Raw genomic sequence first — 17,981 nt, 5'->3', positions numbered from 1 at the left:
ATAAAAATATGTTTTTTTATTTATCTATTGTATTTTTTGTAATGAAGATTACTTTTTATACGACTGAGTTAATAAAAGGAAAATTATTATCAGTTATGAAAACTATCCAATTGTTACCACGTATTTCTTTATGTCTTTTATTTTTCTATTCATTTACGGCATTTTCACAAACGCAAACAGCTAATTATACTATTACTTTTGAGGGAACTTGGAGTAATGTAACGCATCCTTCAACTGGTTTTCCGTTTAGTGCGCATTGGTCTAATTTAGTTGGTGCTACTCATAATGATAATATTACATTTGTTGGTGCAGGATTATTTGCTACTACTGGTATAGAAAATGTTGCTGAAAGTGGTATTAATGATGAATTTAATCAGGAAGTTCAAAATGCTATTACAGCTGGAAACGCTCATACTTATATTGAACAGCCTTTTGATGCCTTTTCCCCAACAAGTAGTGCTTCTAAAGATATTACTGCCGATAAAGATTTCCCATTACTTTCATTAGCTTCTATGATTGCGCCAAGTCCTGATTGGATGATTCAAGTAAATAGTTTGTCATTGATTGATACTAATGGAGATTGGATTCCTTCTATTGTATTGGATTTGTATCCATATGATGCTGGAACTGAAGATGGTGATTTGTATTCGTTTGACAATCCTGAAACAGTTCCGCAGCAACCAATTACTAGTTTACAGAATATTGCACCTTTTTCTAATGCAAAAGTTGGTACACTCACAATTTCTTTGGTTTCACTAAGTGTAGACGATTTTACAACAACAACGCCTATTCATATTAGTACAAATAGTACTTCAAAATCAATTCAAGTTTATAATACGACTCGAAAAAACATTAGTACAATTGAATTGTATGATGTATATGGAAATGTAATAAAGCGCAATACAAACCCAACAAATCAAGCAAATTATACACTTTCGTTTCCTAGCATTCAACATGGAGTGTATATTTTGAAACTTCAAACAGAAAACGGTAGTATTACTAAAAGAGTTTTATTGTAATTGGGTTGACTTTTTGATTTATGAAATCAATAGGTCTGTATTTAGTCATTTTTGGGATTGGCTCCGATACACGCTGTCTCCAGCTAGCATTTTATTTAAATAGTTCATACTGCCCATTTAGTCTAATTGTAACGACAATAGCTGAGTCGGTTTCGTTTCTAAAATACCAACCATGTTTCCCTTCAAAAGGAGCAGTTAGAGTTCCTGCCATATTGTTTGAATATGCAAGCGTGTAACTTTCATAAAATACATTTTCTGGCGGATTTTCTTCTTTTACTTCTCCATGAAAATCTATATAAACAATCCCTTTATCTGTTGTCCATTCATATTTAATACTACCATATTTTCGGCTTTTAAATTTATATTCAATTCCTTTTTTAGCCGGCACAATCACTTCTATAGAATCTTCTCTTTCTGGATACTGAATTTCTGGTGGAGGATTATCTGCTTCACTAGGCTTTGGCACATTTGAAGGAGAACCTAATTTTTCCATTTTAATTTTCTCAAAATTTAAACTAGAAGAGGTTTCATTAGTTTCTATTTGTTCATCTCCTTGATATAACTTAGAAAAACCAAACAATTTACCTGTTCCTAATGGATCCATACCATATTCCGCAGGTAGCACTGCTATTAATAGTACAATAACACCAATTATGAATGCAATGAGTAGTGATTTTAGTAATTGGACTTTAGTTAAATTAGGTTGATTATTTGTTGTCATATTATAATATATATTAAGAAATAAAGTATCCTGTTAATTGATAACCAAGCAACAAAAAGCCAGCTGCCATTAAAAGTATGTTAGTGATTTTAGAGAATTTGATATAACTACTATACCGTCGCCAAAATGAAATAATTAGGAGTATAAGTCCTAATGCTAAAAATTGACCAATTTCTACACCTAAGTTAAAGCCCAATAAATTAGTAAAAAGCCCTTCTTTATCAAATTCAAATCCTTGTAATTTCGTTGCAAGTCCAAAGCCATGAAATAATCCAAAAATTAGAACGGCTATTTTAGTATTGGGTTGTTTTCCAAATATTTTTTTGAGTCCTCCTAAATTGTCAAAACCTTTATAGACAATAGAAAGTCCAATTATAGCATCGATTAAATAGGCATTTACATTTATATCTGCCATAACACCAAATAAAAGTGTAACGCTATGTCCGATAGTAAAAAAGCTTACATAGGTGATAATTTCTTTGGTTCGATATAAAAAAAAGATAACTCCCACCAAAAAAAGTAAATGGTCGTATCCTGTGATCATGTGTTTTGCGCCTATATATAAAAAAGGTCCAAAAGCTATCCCTTTGTTTGATGTTAAGAATGATTGTGTCTCCTCATCTACTCCATGTGCATAGGCTGAAACAGAAATAAGGCAACATAGTATTAGGAGTATAGGAGTTGATATTTTTACTAATTTCATATCGTTTTAATTAGTGTGTATGTTTATTCGTATTGATATGGTTCATTATCATACGCCAATTCTTTTATATTATTCAAAACACGTTTCATATATATTTTCCAAAATGTTTTTACAAATAACCAGTTAAACGGGTAAAGTAATCTATTTTTTGAATGTAATGAATAGCTATATTCTACAAGTATTTTATTACTATCCAATTCTGTAGTTTTCCATTCTCCAATAAATTTGTAAAATCCCAAGACCCAAAATTGGAAATCATCAACTTGAATTTTCCAATATTTATTTTCATTTCTTTCAATAATATAGTCTACAGAAGAGAATCCTCCTTTTTGAGTTAGTGATTTTGCAGTAAAAACTTTTTTACTTGAACCTAGTTTTCCCCAATTTTCATCATTTGTTGTGTGAGTTACTTTAGGCATAATTCCAAATCCTGTATGAATTTTTGAAATATCACAAAGCATTGGTGTTTTAAATGCTCTCTCCAATGTACATTCGTAAATTGTCGATACTTTAGCTTTTAAAATCATACTATATATTCCTTTTTGAGAGGTTTCACTTAACCTTACAGCTAATGTAAGTACATACCGAATTCAGTATATTTCTCTTATAATCAAATCTAAAATTTGTTTATCTAGGATTGATTTTTAAAGCTAATAGAATTCTAACTAAGATCAAAATCATCTAATAGAAATCTACATTTTCTCCAGAATTCGCTTGTTGATATCTTTAATCAATTTTGGACCTTGATAGATGAATCCTGTATAGAGTTGTACTAAGTCTGCGCCAGCATCCAATTTTTCTAATGCATCTTCCGCAGAGTGAATTCCTCCTACTCCAATGATTGGAAACGCTTTGTTGCTTTTTTCTGCTAAGAATCGAATGACTTCCGTAGATCTATTTGTTAATGGTTTTCCACTTAATCCGCCCATTTCTCCTTTGTCTGGCGATTGCAAACCTTCACGTGAAATTGTTGTATTAGTAGCAATAACGCCAGCAATTTTTGTTTCAGCTACAATTTCTATAATGTCTTCTAATTGTTCGTTAGTTAAATCGGGAGCAATTTTTAATAGAATTGGTTTTGGAGCATCTTTTGCATTGTTCATTGTTTGCAAGGTTGTCAATAACTTTGTCAACGGTTCTTTGTCTTGCAACGCACGTAGATTTGGCGTATTTGGTGAACTTACATTTACAACAAAGTAGTCTACATGTGGAAATAAGGCTTCAAAACATATTTTGTAATCTTCTACTGCTTCTTCATTTGGTGTAATTTTATTCTTCCCGATGTTTCCTCCAATTAATACACCTTTGTTTTTCTTTAAACGTGTCACAGCTTCATGAACACCACCATTATTGAATCCCATACGATTGATGATTGCTTCATCTTGCTTTAAGCGAAATAATCGTTTTTTAGGATTTCCAACTTGTGGTTTTGGTGTTAGAGTTCCTATTTCTATAAATCCAAAACCAAAGTTTGAGAGTTCATTATAGAGTTTGGCATCTTTATCAAATCCGGCAGCTAATCCGACAGGGTTTTTAAACGTTAAGCCAAAAATAGTACGTTCTAAACGTTTATCATTTACACTATATATTCCTCTAAATATATTTTTTACAAAAGGAATTTTAGAAAGTGTTCGAACTAATGAAAAGGTAAAATGGTGTACTTTTTCAGGGTCAAATAGAAAAAGAATAGGCTTTACGAGGAATTGGTACATGTTGTTTTGTTTGTGCAAAAATAGCCTATTTTTTAAAAGCTAAAATGTTTTATTTACTATTTTTAACTACTGCCTGATTTATATACTTTGCAACAACAACTGTTGTAATAATCGCTATATAAAATTGCCCTACTAAACCTACTAATATTGCAGCTTTTTGGGCTATTGGTGTTACAGGAACTATTTCTCCATACCCTATAGTTAATAGCGTAATGTATGCATAATACATGATGCCGTCAACGCGTAATCCAAAATCGCTGTTTTCCAAAAGAATACCTTCAAATGAATTTGGATTCACTAATTCTATTGACATAAACATAAAAAATGCCAAGAACCCTAAGGAAATATAACCGCTCATTAATCCCATGATAACAGTTTTATCTACCTTTTTTTCTCTCCATACTTGTTTTATAATTTGCCATGCCACGATGATATGAAAAATAAAATATATAGACATTCTTGCTAAAATATAGTTTCCGTTTTCTGATTTAGTAACCATACTACTTCCAAAAACAATGCTAGATATTAGAAATAAGGAAATTAGAAACCACATTAATTTCCTGCTTTTAGAAACTAGTAAAATTCCAGAAACTATGTTTAATAAGAATAAAATAGGTAATAAAATATACTCGTATAAATCATGCGGGAAAAACAATGATCCAAATAAAATAAATAACTGTGTTACAAGAAATATTTCAAACCTGTGTCTGTATAAGTATGCAATTATTGATTTCATTTTAGTCTTCTAATAGTTTTTCATTGAATTCATAACTCTTGTAGTTCACTCTAAACAAAGCGCTATATAGTGCTGGAATAAATAACAAGGTAATTACAGTTCCGAATAATAGTCCAACCATAATACTTACAGCCATTCCTTCCCACATTTCTCCTCCACTTAGGTATAATGGAATTAGTCCTAATACCGTTGTGAAAGTAGCAAGTAAGATAGGACGAAAACGTTGCAAACAAGCAGTTATTACAGCATCTTGCTCAGAACGACCTAAGTCGTTTTGCTCTATTTCCATACGGTCAATTAATACGATTGCATTGTTAATTACGATTCCTGCTAATGAAATGACTCCTAAGAAAGGCATGAATCCAAATGGTTCACCAAAGATTAATAACCCAATAACTACACCAATAACAGCTAAAGGAATTGTTAATACAACCATACTCATTTTTCTAAACGAATTGAATTGTATGATCAATAACATCACGATGATGAATGCTGATAAGGGCAAGTATGCAATTACAGAGCCCATACTTTCAGCTGAACTTTTTGCATCGCCTCCAAATTCATATGCGTATCCTTGTGGCCAAGTTTTTAATTGCTCATCTAACCATGGTGTAATTGCTGCTGTAATTGCGGAAGCATTTCCTCCTTCACGTAATTCACTAGTAACATTGACTGTTTTTCTTAAGTCTAATCGTTTTATTTTAGAGTATTGCCATTGGGGAACTATTGTAGCTACTTGCAACAAAGGCACACTTTTCCCAGAGTTTTGCGCATATATATTTAACGTTTCAAGTGATGCTAATGATTGTTGTTGACTTGCATTGCTACGCATTAAGATAGGAATTGATTTGTCCTCTTCTCGGTATTCTCCTGTTTGAAATCCATCTAAAACAGTTTGTAAAGAAGTGGCGATATCCTGACTAGAAATTCCGGCTGTTTGCGCTCTGTTTTGATCTATCTGAATTAAGAACTTTTTACTTTTTGGTCCCCAATCATCTTTTATATTTTTTGTTCCTGAAATTTGAAATAGTTTTATTTTTACACTTTCAGATATTTTTGCCAATTCATCAGGACTTGCTCCCGAAACTTTTATTTCTATTGGCGTTCCTCCTCCACCAGCAGCAAGCGAACCAACCTTAATATCAGCGTTAGGGAAGTTTTCAAAGCCAAATGCATCCAATTTACCAATCATTTCATTATTATCGTTAAAAGAAGATGTATTTACTAAGATGTGCGCATAACTTGAGTTTGCTTCATCTTGCGAATATCCTAAATCATAGGATTCTGGTCCTTGTCCAATGTAGGACGACCAATCAACAATTCCTGTAGCTCTAGAATCATTTGTCTGTAATGAATCCGTCATATATTGCTCTAGTTTTTTCACTACAGCTGTGGTTGCTTCTATTTTTGTACCAGAAGGTAAATTAATATCTATAGTTACCATATTTCGATCACTGTCTGGAAAGAACAGAAATGGAATTTTAGTAAATCCATATAAGGAAATAAAGAATACAAGAAAAATACCTGCAATTACTTTGTACTTATGTGCTAATGCTGTTAGTATTAAATTCTTATAATATCCTTTTAGCTTGTTTATAATTTTATCTATAAAACTGAGTTTCTTTTCTCCTTTTGGTACTACTTTTAAGAATAGGTAACAGAACATTGTGATTACTGTTAACGCAATCACCCAAGAAGACATTAATGCAATCGTAATTACCACAAAGATAGGTCCTACAATGTCTCCCATAGATGTTGGCGACATATAAAAAGCTAAGAATGCTGCCGATGTGGTTAATGTAGAAATTAATAACGGCATCCACAATTCTGAAAAGGCATCAATTGCAGCAGCTTTTTTCTCAACACCTTGCTCAATCTTTACCATAATGGTTTCTGCCACCACAATAGCATTATCAACCAACATTCCCAATGCCATGATTAATGCTGCTAATGTTACCTGATTTAATCCCATTTTCATGATTCCCATGATCATTAATGTCATAATGACTACAATAGGAATTAAACTTGCTATTATGAATCCAGTTCTTAGTCCTAAAAAGATTAGCATTACTATAAGAACTATTGCTATAGATTGCATTAGGTTACTTATAAAATTTTGAACTTTATTATCTATATACGTGTCTAATGAAGATACACGCGTAAGCTCCAATCCTACTGGCAATCGCCCTTTCCATTGATTTAAAACTTTATCAACTTCTTCTCCAAGCTTGATAACATTAGAGTTTTTCTTTAGATTTACATGTAAGGAAACTGCATCTTTACCATTTAATCTTACTTTCTGAGTTGGTGGATCTATATAGCCTTTACGAATAGTTGTTATGTCTCCAAGCTTGACCAATTGTGAACCACTTGCTCCAACTGGAATTAGCATTTCTCGAATTTCAGCAACCGAATTAAAATTTCCTGTTGGTTCTAAAATTACGCGTTCTTCCCCTGTATTTACTTGTCCTCCTGAACTTAAGATGTTTGTAGAGGCAATCATTTGTTGCAGTTTAGAAGCTGACAAACCGTATTCTTTTAATCGTGCATTATCAAATTCTACAAATACACGTTCTTCTTGAATACCTCCTAAAACTACTTTTGCTGCGTCTGGAAGCTTTATTAAGTCGTCTTTAATATCATCTGCATATTCTTTCATTTCCGCATAGGAATATCCATCAGAAGTAATTCCAACTACAATTCCATATACATCACCAATTCCATCATCTTGCAAATCGGGATTTACACCTTCTGGCAATCCTTGAACTGAATTTATTTTTCTACGTAAACGATCCCAAACAGCTTGCAGTTTTGTTTCTGCAACCTCATCTTTTAACGTTATTGTCACTATGGATAATCCGGTTCTAGACGTACTTGTAACTTCTTTTAGTTCTGGAAGTTCTTGTGCTAATTTTTCAATTTTATCAGAAACCAATTGTTCTACACGTTCAGGGCTTGCTCCTGGAAATACAGATACTACAGAAGCTACACGTATAGTAAACGGTGGCATACTATCTCTTGATAGTCCAGAATACATTACAACTCCCATAAGGATGATAGTAATCAACACCATTAACGTAATTCTGTTCTTTTCTATGGAAAATTTTGCTAAATTCATATGACTATTGTGTTGATAGATTATTGTAATTTAACTTCTTGACCATTCAATAAAGTTTGCAATCCGGCAGTTGCGATTTTTTGTCCAACTGTTAATCCAGATTTTACTTCAAATCCTTCTGGAGTCAATGTTCCAATAGTTATTTTATGCTTTTTCACTTTCGCATTCTCTCCTTCACCTTCTATTAAGAATACAAAACGTCCATTACTATCTTCTCCAACAGCATACGCTGGAACCACTAGTGTTTTATTGTCCATTTTTCGATCACCAAAGTCAAAGGTAACATTGGCTGTCATTCCACTTTTTATTTTATCAGAAAGATTGTTCAGTGTTACACGTACTGGATATGTTGCAGTATTTGCATCTACAGCGGGAGAAACTTCAGTTACTTTGGCTTGAAATTTTTCATTTGATAGTGAAGAAAAATCTACAGCTACATTCATTCCATTTTTAACACCATTAATAACGCTTTCAGGAATCCCTAATGTGATTTCCATTTCTTTCCCTGAGTTTAGCGTAGCTATTAACTGTCCAGTAGTTACATTTTCATCTATTTCAGCATCTACAGTGGCTATCGTACCATTTTCAGGAGCATATAAATAACCATAGTTTACTTGTTCTTGTTGAATAGCCAAACCTCTTTTAGAAGATTTGTAGCTTTCAAACGCCGTTTTGTATGAGTTTTTAGCAGCTTCAAAATCACTAAGAGATGAGCTTCCTTTTTCATATAATGCACGCACTCTATTTAAACTTAGCTTGGCAGTATTTACTTGAGATTCTGCACTATTTACTTGCGTTACAGCTTGCTCATAAGACAATCGAGATTGTACATTATCTAACTTCCCTAATAGTTGCCCTTTTTTTACTTTCTGACCTAGCTTTACATTAAGTTGTGTAATGATTCCAGAGTTTCGAAAGCTCATTTTTATAATTTTATCAGTTTGAGCAGTTCCGCTAAAAGTTCTGATTTTTTCACCGCCCAAATAACCAACTTCTTGATATTTCACAGGACGTTTTGATTGCTCTTGCTTTTTTTCTTCTTCTCCACAGGAAGTAAAAATTAATAGCGTTGCGATTAATAATATGTTATGTAAATGCTTCATCTTTAGTATGATTTTGCGTTGATTGGTTAGTTTTTGTTATTTAAAAATTCTAAAAAACGTTGTCTAAATTTTGTGTTTTCGCTTTCAGAATTCAATAGGAAGTAATAGCCTAAATAGCGTTCTAGTTGTAATGCATTAATTAAATAATTATAAATAGCATTCGTTCTTGATAATTGTGCATTTAGGTAATTGTTTTGCGCATCTAAGAGCTGAACTACGTTTACAGCGCCATTAGAATAAGACGTTTGTGTTAAATCAAGTGATTCTTTCGCAGTTTCTTCAGATACTTTAGATAATTCTATATTAGAAATCTGATTTACAAGATTTAGTACACTATTTCGAATATTTGCAGAAATAGATAGCTTTGTATTGTCTTGATTAATTTCTATTTGATCTTTTTGAATCGTCGCGATTTGCTTATTGATATTCGTTTGATTTCTATTAAATAATGGAATTGAAACATTTAATCCTACATTATAATTTCCATCGGGACTTGCTGGAAATCCAGTAGGGAATGTACTTCCCGCTCCAGAGCGACTAAATGTATGATTGTATTGTCCTTGTAATGCTACAGTTGGTAAAAAACGTCCGTTTCCATTTAACTTTATATTACGTTCCGTAACTATTAAATTGTATCCTAAGGCTTTTAATTCGGGTGCATTATTTTGTGCTTCTTCAATTAGAAATTCTATGAATGGTTCTCTAAGTTTTGGATCATCTAACAGTTCTGTAAGTTGATCGTAATTGTAGTTTTCAAATATTCCTTTGTCTAATTCAACATCTTCTATATCTATTTCAGTTGAAACTGGATTATTTAATAATTGATTCAACGCTATAAATGCTTGTTCTAGTTGATTAGCAGCTTCTATCATTACTTGCGTATTTTGCGCCATTTCACTACGAAAACGCAACATATCTGATTTTCCAGATTCTCCTGCATCAAAATTTTGCTGAGCTAATTGTAAGTTCTTTTTGGTTAATGATAAGTTTCTTAATCTTATCTGTGCATTTGCTTTTGAAATTAATGTATTAAAATAAGCATTTGAAGCATTGAAGATTGTATTTAACTCTTCAGCATTATAATTCTCTTGTTGTGCTTTTTGTAAGTTTTTTTGAATGTCAATATTTGCATTTGCAGATTCTGAGAAAACAGTTTGTTGTAATGTAAGATTCCCTGCTGTTGAAAATTCAGGACTCTGTCCATTACTTATTTCTGCTACTTTCGGATCTACATATGTTCCAGAAGCAGCAGCTGTAAGACTTGGCAAATAATTACTTTTTGCTGTTTTTATATCCTGTGCACTCAGGTCTACATCTTTTTGCAATGATTGTAATGAAAGATTTTCACCTAATACTCCTTCAATAACAGTAAGCAAGTTGTATTGCTTTTCAGAGATTGCATTCTTAAATTCTCCCACAAAGTCAGTATCGTTTATCAGGCTATATTTTATAGGAACATCAACCAATTCTGTTGTATTGTAATTAACTGTCAATCTTGAATTGTATTCTATGAAAACTGGTTGTTGCGCAAGCGGAGTTCCATTTACATACGATTCTATTATAAGCGATATTCTTCTTATAAATTGATCTAAGTTGTCTTCCGATTGGTTCGTTGCCATAAACCCAGCTTTTACCTGATCTATTCCATTAACAGTAAATGATGGTATTTTTTTTGTGATAAATGTCTTTGCGAGTTCTTTTACTTCTTCATCTTTCAGAAAAAATCCTCCTGCAATATATACTGCATCTACATCAGTTAGGTTACTCGTAATATCTGACACAGAAGAAAATGGAATCACTTTATATTCCGCATCTAATTTACTTATAATGGGTTCAAAAGCTTTTTGTAATTGCAATACATCTACAAGTTGTCTTTCTATAATGATTCCAACTTTTTTGAAATTGGTAAGTTGTTTTAGTCGTTCCAAGTCGTCTTTATAAGACTCAGATTCAATTAAATACGTAAAATTATTAATACCGGAAGTTTTCTTAGACAAATCTATTCCAGCAATATCCTGATTTACAGCTCCAAACAAAATTGTAGGTTTAGCATACGACTTTTGCTTATTTATAATAACACTATTCATGACTCCAAAAGCCAAAATGATATCTGTATTGTTTTGCAACAACTTATCATAGTGTTCCTGCGCTTTTTGCAAATCATAATTGTTCACCAAAATATTTTGTTCTGAAAAATTAATGATTGCATCTTCTCCTACAACAGCTTTAATTTGATTTTCAAGTTGTAACAATAACGGATTAACTTCTTTTGTTCTGTTATCTAAAAGAATTCCAATATCATAGTTCTTTTTAGTTTGCGAAATGGCAAATGTCATTACCAATAACGATACTGTTAAAAAATACTTTTTCATTCGTTGGTGGTTAGGTTTAATTTAACTTCTTAAATGTAAACATTAATAATTGCATAAATGCTATTCTATATTAAGTTTTTCTCTTTTTAGAATGCTATATTTGTTGATAATTAAATTTAATTGAAAGATCTCAAATATGAAATTACTCAAACAACTTTGTGCAGTAATAGTTTTAGTTTTTACAATCAATTCTTGTGATAACGAACCTGTAAGCTCAGCTCTTTTTAATGAAGATCCGTCAGAAATAATTCCAGAAAACTTTTCTGAAAATTTTGGTTCGTCTATAGAAGCTAATTTTATGGGACGTATTTTTAATGAAGCTAGGCAACCGCTTTCAGGTGTTTCTATTTCTATTGGAAACCAAACCGCTATTACAGATGAAAAAGGTGTTTTTATAATTTCGGAAGCTCCAGTATTTGAAAAGTTTGCTTATGTAAAAGCGAAGAAACAAGGATATATTGATGCCTCTAGAACTATAACTCCAAAAACTGGTGTCAATTTATTAGAGATAATGATGTTGGGTATGGATGATGCAACAATCATTAATTCTGGTGAAGAAAGTACAGTAAGTTTACCTAATGGTACGTCTATAAAATTTGATGGTAATTTTATAGATGAAGCGTCTAATTCTTATTCAGGATCGGTACAGGTGCATTTAAAGCATTTAAATCCAACTGATGAAAATATTAATTTGCAAATGCCAGGAATGCTTTTTGGCGAACGTACTAATGGTACTGCACGTGTATTAGAAACTTATGGAATGATGGCAGTTGAGTTACGAAGTGCATCTGGTGAAGAATTACAATTAGCAGAAGGAAGTTTGGCAGAAGTAACACTACCACTTATTAATAGTTCTGCAAATACACCAAATACAATCCCATTATGGTATTTTGATGAGGCTTTGGGATATTGGAAAGAAGAAGGAGAAGCGACTTTACAAGGGAATACTTATGTTGGTAATGTTTCACATTTTTCATTTTGGAATTGGGATTATCCATATCCATCAGTATATGTATGTATTAATTTGGTTGATGCCAATGGAGATCCTCTCTCTTATACACCAATTGATATTTATTCACCAGCATTAAATTCTATAGGAACCTATGGATTTACAAATGGAGATGGATTAGAGTGTGGTTTAATGCCACAAGACGATCAAATGTTTTTAACTGTACCTAATTATAGTTGTGATGGTAATAATTTCTCAACATTAATTGGTCCTTTTTCAACTGATACATCGATTACAGTAATAGTCTCAGATCCTAATGTTGTAGAAAGTCAATTGACTGCTCAATTTAATGATTGCGATAATAATTCACTAGAAAATGGTTATGTTGAAATAGAATTGTTATTTGATGGTATAACCTATGTTTTTCCTATAGATAATGGAGAAATAGCATTAAACGCATATTATTGTAGTACGGAAACAGGTTTTAATTTACAAGCGGTTAATTCTGACACGAATCAAATTTCTGAAGTTGTTAGTGGAAACTTTATAAACCCAGTAACAGACTTAGGTCTTATAGAATTATGTGCAGATGCTCCCAATGAGATACAAGCCATACAAGATGGTATGGATGGTATAGAAATTACCAATAGTACAGGCGCAACAAATGTATTAAATGTATTAGATAATGATATCTTAAACAACGAAGCAGCAACACCAAATACAGTAACTGTATCATCAGCTAACTTGCCAAACGGTATCTTTTTAAATGCTGACGGAAGTATAGATGTAAACGAAAATACAGCATCAGGAAATTATCAATTTGAATATACCATTTGTGAGATAGCAGATCCAAATAACTGCTCAACAACATCAGTGTCTCTATTTATAACTAATACAGATGATACTACTAATACAATAATTGCCGTAGAAGATGGTATGGATGGTATAGAAATTACCAATAGTACAGGCGCAACAAATGTATTAAATGTATTAGATAATGATATCTTAAACAACGAAGCTGCAACACCAAATACAGTAACTGTATCATCAGCTAACTTGCCAAACGGTATCTTTTTAAATGCTGACGGAAGTATAGATGTAAACGAAAACACAGCATCAGGAAATTATAATTTTGAATATACCATTTGTGAGATAGCAGATCCAAATAACTGCTCAACAACATCAGTAAGTTTGTGGATTACTAATACAGATGATACTACTAATACAATAATTGCAGTAGAAGATGGTATGGATGGTATAGAAGTTACCAATAGTACAGGCGCAACAAATGTATTAAATGTATTAGATAATGATACCTTAAACAACGAAGCTGCAACACCAAATACAGTAACTGTATCATCAGCTAATTTACCAAACGGTATCTTTCTAAATGCTGATGGAAGTATAGATGTAAACGAAAATACAGCATCAGGAAATTATAATTTTGAATATACCATTTGTGAGATAGCAGATCCTAATAACTGTTCAACAACATCAGTAAGTTTGTGGATTACTAATACAGACGCTACTACTAATACAATAGAAGCGATACAAGATGGTATGGATGGTATCGAAGTTACCAATAGTACTGGCGCAACAAATGTATTAAATGTATTAGATAATGATACCTTAAACAACGAAGCTGCAACACCAAATACAGTAACTGTATCATCAGCTAACTTGCCAAACGGTATCTTTTTAAATGCTGATGGAAGCATAGATGTAAACGAAAATACAGCATCAGGAAATTATAATTTTGAATACACCATTTGTGAGATAGCAGATCCAAATAACTGTTCAACAGCATCAGTAAGTTTGTGGATTACTAACACAGATGATACATCTGTTTTAACAGCAAATGATGACGCAGATCAAGGCGTTGTAGGTAATACCCAAGGTCTAGTAGTTCTTAATGTTTTAAATAATGATAATTTAAATGGAGTTACTGTTAATACGAACGATGTAACTATTACAAATAACACTATTAATAATGATTATTTTGTTTTAGATGATGCAACTGGAAATTTATCACTTCCATTAGAATTTACACCTTCAGGAAACTACAGTTTTAATTACACTATTTGTGAAATTGCAAATCCAAATAATTGTGATACTGCATCTGTTAATATTAATGTATCAAATATATTAATTGCAAATGATGATGTTTTTGATAACGTTGATGGTACAAATACTTCAAGTGGTTTGTTTGATGCATTTAGTAATGATACATTAAACAATCAAGAAATTACTCCTACTTGGGCAGTCTCAATAACAGAATTGACTAATTCTAGCGATTATTTTGTTTTAAATACTAATAATGGTACAGTTGATCAGGTTATTCCTAATGCACCAACAGGTGTTTATACAATAACATATCAGTTATGTGAGAATTTTACAGATACACCAAACAGTAATTGCTCTACGGCAACTATTCAGATAACCGTAAATTAATTAGAATTAAAATTTTTAATTGAATTTAAAACCACCATTTTTTGGTGGTTTTTTTAGTTACGAATATATTTCAGTTCTTGTCATGTACTTAGAAACTAAAGTCAATATTTTTAAGTTTGATGTTTTTAAAAGACTGAATAAACTCCATAAAAAAAGGCTTCAATATATGAAGCCTTCTTAATTGTATTAAAATGTTTTGTACTTATAATGATAAGTTTAATCGAGCAAAAAGATGTCTTCCGTTTGTTCCAAATTGTGTAGAACGTCTAGAATATATAAATCTTCCACTTGATTGAAATGCTGGATCAGATTCATCTGGATACACATCTAGTAAGTTGTTTGCTCCTAAAGTTAACTTTAAGTTTTCGCTTACACTATATCCAAAGCTTAAATCCGTTACAATTTTACCAGCATAGATTCTATCTACACTTGGATCTACATTGTTTGTTGCTTCTTCTACTTCTCCAAAATAACTGTTTCTTAAAAATATATTCCACTTCTCTCCTATTTTAAGATTGTGAGATAAGTTTCCTTTTGTTCTTGGTACTGCAGCTTCTAAATACAATCTACTTGTATTATCAAAATAAGTATCAGCTAATCCTGCAGCTGCTATTGCAGACGGAACTTTCACTTCTTCCACAGTTGTTTTTGAGAATGTAAATGATAATGTATTCGTCAATTTTAAATTACTTGATAACGTTGCTTTATGATCTACAACAATATCAATACCTTTTGTTTGTGTATCTACAGAATTTGCAAAGAAAGCTGCTCTACTAGCGTTTGCTTGTGCAAATAAACTCGCTAATTCGGCATTCCCATTATCATCAAATTGACCTGTTAAGATAGCTCTATCATCAATATTTATAAGATATCCATCTATGGTAAGTTTTAAGTTTGCACTTGGAACTTTTGCAGTTAATCCTAAAGTAAACCCTGTAGATGTTTCTTCTTTTAATGCCTCAATTCCTAATAATCGCGCTACACGAGATGTGTTTGAGAAAATTCCAACTTCATTAGGAACTCCGTTTACAAATAATGTAGACGTTGAGTTGTAATGAATTTGGTGTAATGAAGGTGCTCTAAATCCTGTTTGAAATCCTGCTCTAATATTAATATTCTCAGTTGCTTTGAATCTAGAAGCTAATTTGAAATTTAGTGTACTTCCAAAATCTGAGAAATCTTCAAAACGTATTGCTGCTGCAACCATAAAAGATTCTGAGAAATCTGCTTCTATATCAACATAACCTGCAATTGAATTTCTAAATGCATCAACTTCATTTTCTGGTTTAAATCCAGGGAATACTTGAATTCCACCTGGTCTACTATTTCCAAAGAAGTCTGTTGGAACTACCGATGTCGGATCTGTTGGATCATGAATATTTCCTAATGTGTTGTATTGTGCATACGAAGCTTCTTCTCCAGCAACAATTGCATAGTTTTCCACTCTATATTCTGCTCCAAAAGCAACGTTTAATCCTGCAAAAGTATCTTCATAGTATTTACTAAGATCAACATTACTTGTGTTTTCACTATAATTAAATCCTCCTGAATCTGCTTCAAATGGTGTCGAATTTACTAAAGAAGCATTGTTAGAGTTACTAATTCTATATGTAAATGCATTCTTTCCAAAGTTATTACTGAAGTCTACATTCCAATCTCCTACTTTACCTCTAATTCCAACTGCAATTGCTTTATCCGTAATGTTTGAATTAATTTCTGGTAAGAAACCATTAATATAAGCTGGCGTATATGCTCTACTTTGATATGGCAATCTATAGAACCCTGCTGCATTTCCATTTTTATATCCAATACCTCCAAAAGCATAAAAATCTAAATCTTCTCCTAAAGGAATTTCCATGTTTCCAAAAAACTGTGCTCCTCTTAGTTTAGATTGCCCAACTCTCATGTTAAAATCACTACGTTGTTGTCCTCTAGCTGCTAATTCACTATCCGTTACATCAGCACCTAAAATTGTTCTAAGTTCAGCTTGTGTTTCAGCTCCTGTTAAGCTAATTCCAGCTGCACCTGCAAAATTAAAAATATCTGTAAAGTCATTATCTAATAATAAAGATGTATCATATCCTGAAGCGTCAGCAACTCTTTCAATAGAATTGTATGCATTGAATATTTGTCCTTGCCATTCTTGCATTCTATTTGTCCAACCTCTTACATTAAAGTTTCCTGTAAAGTTGATAAAACCACCATCTTTTCCAATTGGAAGTCCGTAGTTTACGCCAATATTTACTTTTTCACCATCAATATTTCTAGAAGGTCCACTTTCACTTGTAAAATTTGCGCCAGTAGTTAAACTTAATTGAAGTTTATTAGTGTCTTTCTTTAAAACAATATTGATAACTCCAGCAATGGCATCAGAACCATATTGTGCGGCAGCACCATCTCTTAATATTTCAATTCTATCAATTGCATTTGACGGTATTGCAGATAAATCTGAACCTACACTACCTCTACCAAATGTACCATTTACATTTACTAAAGCTGTTTTGTGTCTTCTTTTTCCATTGATTAAAACCAATACCTGATCTGGTCCTAAACCACGTAATGATGCAGGTGCAATATGGTCAGTTCCATCAGAAATTGTTTGCGGATTGGAAGAGAAAGAAGGTGCCGCATAGTTTAAAATTTCGGTAACAGTTATTTGTGGTGATCGTTCTTTTAACTCACCAACATCCAATACATCTACCGGAACTGCTGTATCAGTAGCTGTTCTGTTAGCATTACGAGATCCAATAAGTAACACCTCATCAAGACCAAGTCCTGATTTCATTGTTACATTAATTACGTTTCCATTCACAGTTACTTCCTGAGAATCAAATCCAACATAAGAGAATACTAATATAGCTCCCTGTTTTGCGTCAATTGTGTATTTTCCATCAAAATCTGAAGTTGCGCCTTTTGTAGTTCCTTTTACTACAATAGAAACTCCAGGCAATGGAGTTGAAGTGTCATCTACGACTGTTCCTGTAATTTGTGCATAAGAAAATGTTGAGGAAAATAATGTAATCAACATTAAAATAAAGTACTTTTTAATCATATTTATGGTTTTTTAGTTTCTGAAATGTAATCTTTTTATTCCAAA

Annotated in this window: 11 protein-coding genes; 2 read left to right on the top strand and 9 right to left on the bottom strand. The window is 32.2% G+C overall.

Going from position 1 to position 17,981, the window contains the following annotated elements; genetic code table 11:
- Positions 1-95 precede the first annotated feature (95 nt).
- A complete protein-coding gene (locus tag ACUUYC_RS16805) occupies positions 96-1,019 on the top strand; it encodes a spondin domain-containing protein (RefSeq protein ID WP_474267814.1) in 924 nt (307 codons plus the stop codon).
- A gap of 91 nt (positions 1,020-1,110) precedes the next feature.
- On the opposite strand, the gene ACUUYC_RS16800 is transcribed toward ACUUYC_RS16805, so the two are convergent.
- From ACUUYC_RS16800 to ACUUYC_RS16765, 8 genes are all read right to left on the bottom strand, one after another.
- Positions 1,111-1,740, bottom strand: a complete 630-nt coding sequence (locus ACUUYC_RS16800) for a hypothetical protein (protein WP_474267811.1) — start codon at positions 1,738-1,740, stop codon at positions 1,111-1,113.
- 13 nt (positions 1,741-1,753) lie between these two features.
- Positions 1,754-2,443 carry a HupE/UreJ family protein gene (locus ACUUYC_RS16795; protein WP_474267809.1) on the bottom strand — a complete coding sequence of 230 codons (690 nt, stop codon included), beginning with the start codon at positions 2,441-2,443 and terminating at the stop codon, positions 1,754-1,756.
- A 23-nt stretch (positions 2,444-2,466) separates the two neighbouring features.
- Positions 2,467-2,970: a hypothetical protein gene (locus ACUUYC_RS16790; RefSeq protein ID WP_474267807.1), complete on the bottom strand. Its 504-nt coding sequence runs from the start codon at positions 2,968-2,970 to the stop codon at positions 2,467-2,469.
- Positions 2,971-3,135: 165 nt separating this feature from the next.
- Positions 3,136-4,155, bottom strand: a complete 1,020-nt coding sequence (locus ACUUYC_RS16785) for a quinone-dependent dihydroorotate dehydrogenase (RefSeq protein WP_474267805.1) — start codon at positions 4,153-4,155, stop codon at positions 3,136-3,138.
- A gap of 49 nt (positions 4,156-4,204) precedes the next feature.
- On the bottom strand, positions 4,205-4,891 hold the full coding sequence (locus ACUUYC_RS16780; protein WP_474267802.1) for an ion channel: 687 nt from the start codon (positions 4,889-4,891) through the stop codon (positions 4,205-4,207).
- A 1-nt stretch (position 4,892) separates the two neighbouring features.
- On the bottom strand, positions 4,893-8,009 hold the full coding sequence (locus ACUUYC_RS16775; RefSeq protein ID WP_474267800.1) for an efflux RND transporter permease subunit: 3,117 nt from the start codon (positions 8,007-8,009) through the stop codon (positions 4,893-4,895).
- 20 nt (positions 8,010-8,029) lie between these two features.
- A complete protein-coding gene (locus ACUUYC_RS16770) occupies positions 8,030-9,112 on the bottom strand; it encodes an efflux RND transporter periplasmic adaptor subunit (RefSeq protein WP_474267798.1) in 1,083 nt (360 codons plus the stop codon).
- A gap of 26 nt (positions 9,113-9,138) precedes the next feature.
- Positions 9,139-11,484 carry a TolC family protein gene (locus ACUUYC_RS16765; protein ID WP_474267796.1) on the bottom strand — a complete coding sequence of 782 codons (2,346 nt, stop codon included), beginning with the start codon at positions 11,482-11,484 and terminating at the stop codon, positions 9,139-9,141.
- Between the two features lie 136 nt (positions 11,485-11,620).
- Here ACUUYC_RS16765 and ACUUYC_RS16760 point away from each other — a divergent pair, with 136 nt between their 5' ends.
- Complete coding sequence (locus ACUUYC_RS16760; protein WP_474267794.1) at positions 11,621-14,884, top strand: hypothetical protein; 3,264 nt, start codon at positions 11,621-11,623, stop codon at positions 14,882-14,884.
- 202 nt (positions 14,885-15,086) lie between these two features.
- Here the strand turns inward: ACUUYC_RS16760 and ACUUYC_RS16755 are convergent, their stop codons facing one another.
- On the bottom strand, positions 15,087-17,936 hold the full coding sequence (locus tag ACUUYC_RS16755; protein WP_474267792.1) for a TonB-dependent receptor: 2,850 nt from the start codon (positions 17,934-17,936) through the stop codon (positions 15,087-15,089).
- Between the last annotated feature and the right edge of the window lie 45 nt (positions 17,937-17,981).

The organism is Kordia sp. E, from assembly GCF_056033805.1.
The sequence above is the reverse complement of the archived record's forward strand: the minus strand, read 5'-3'. Positions and strand labels throughout refer to the sequence as shown.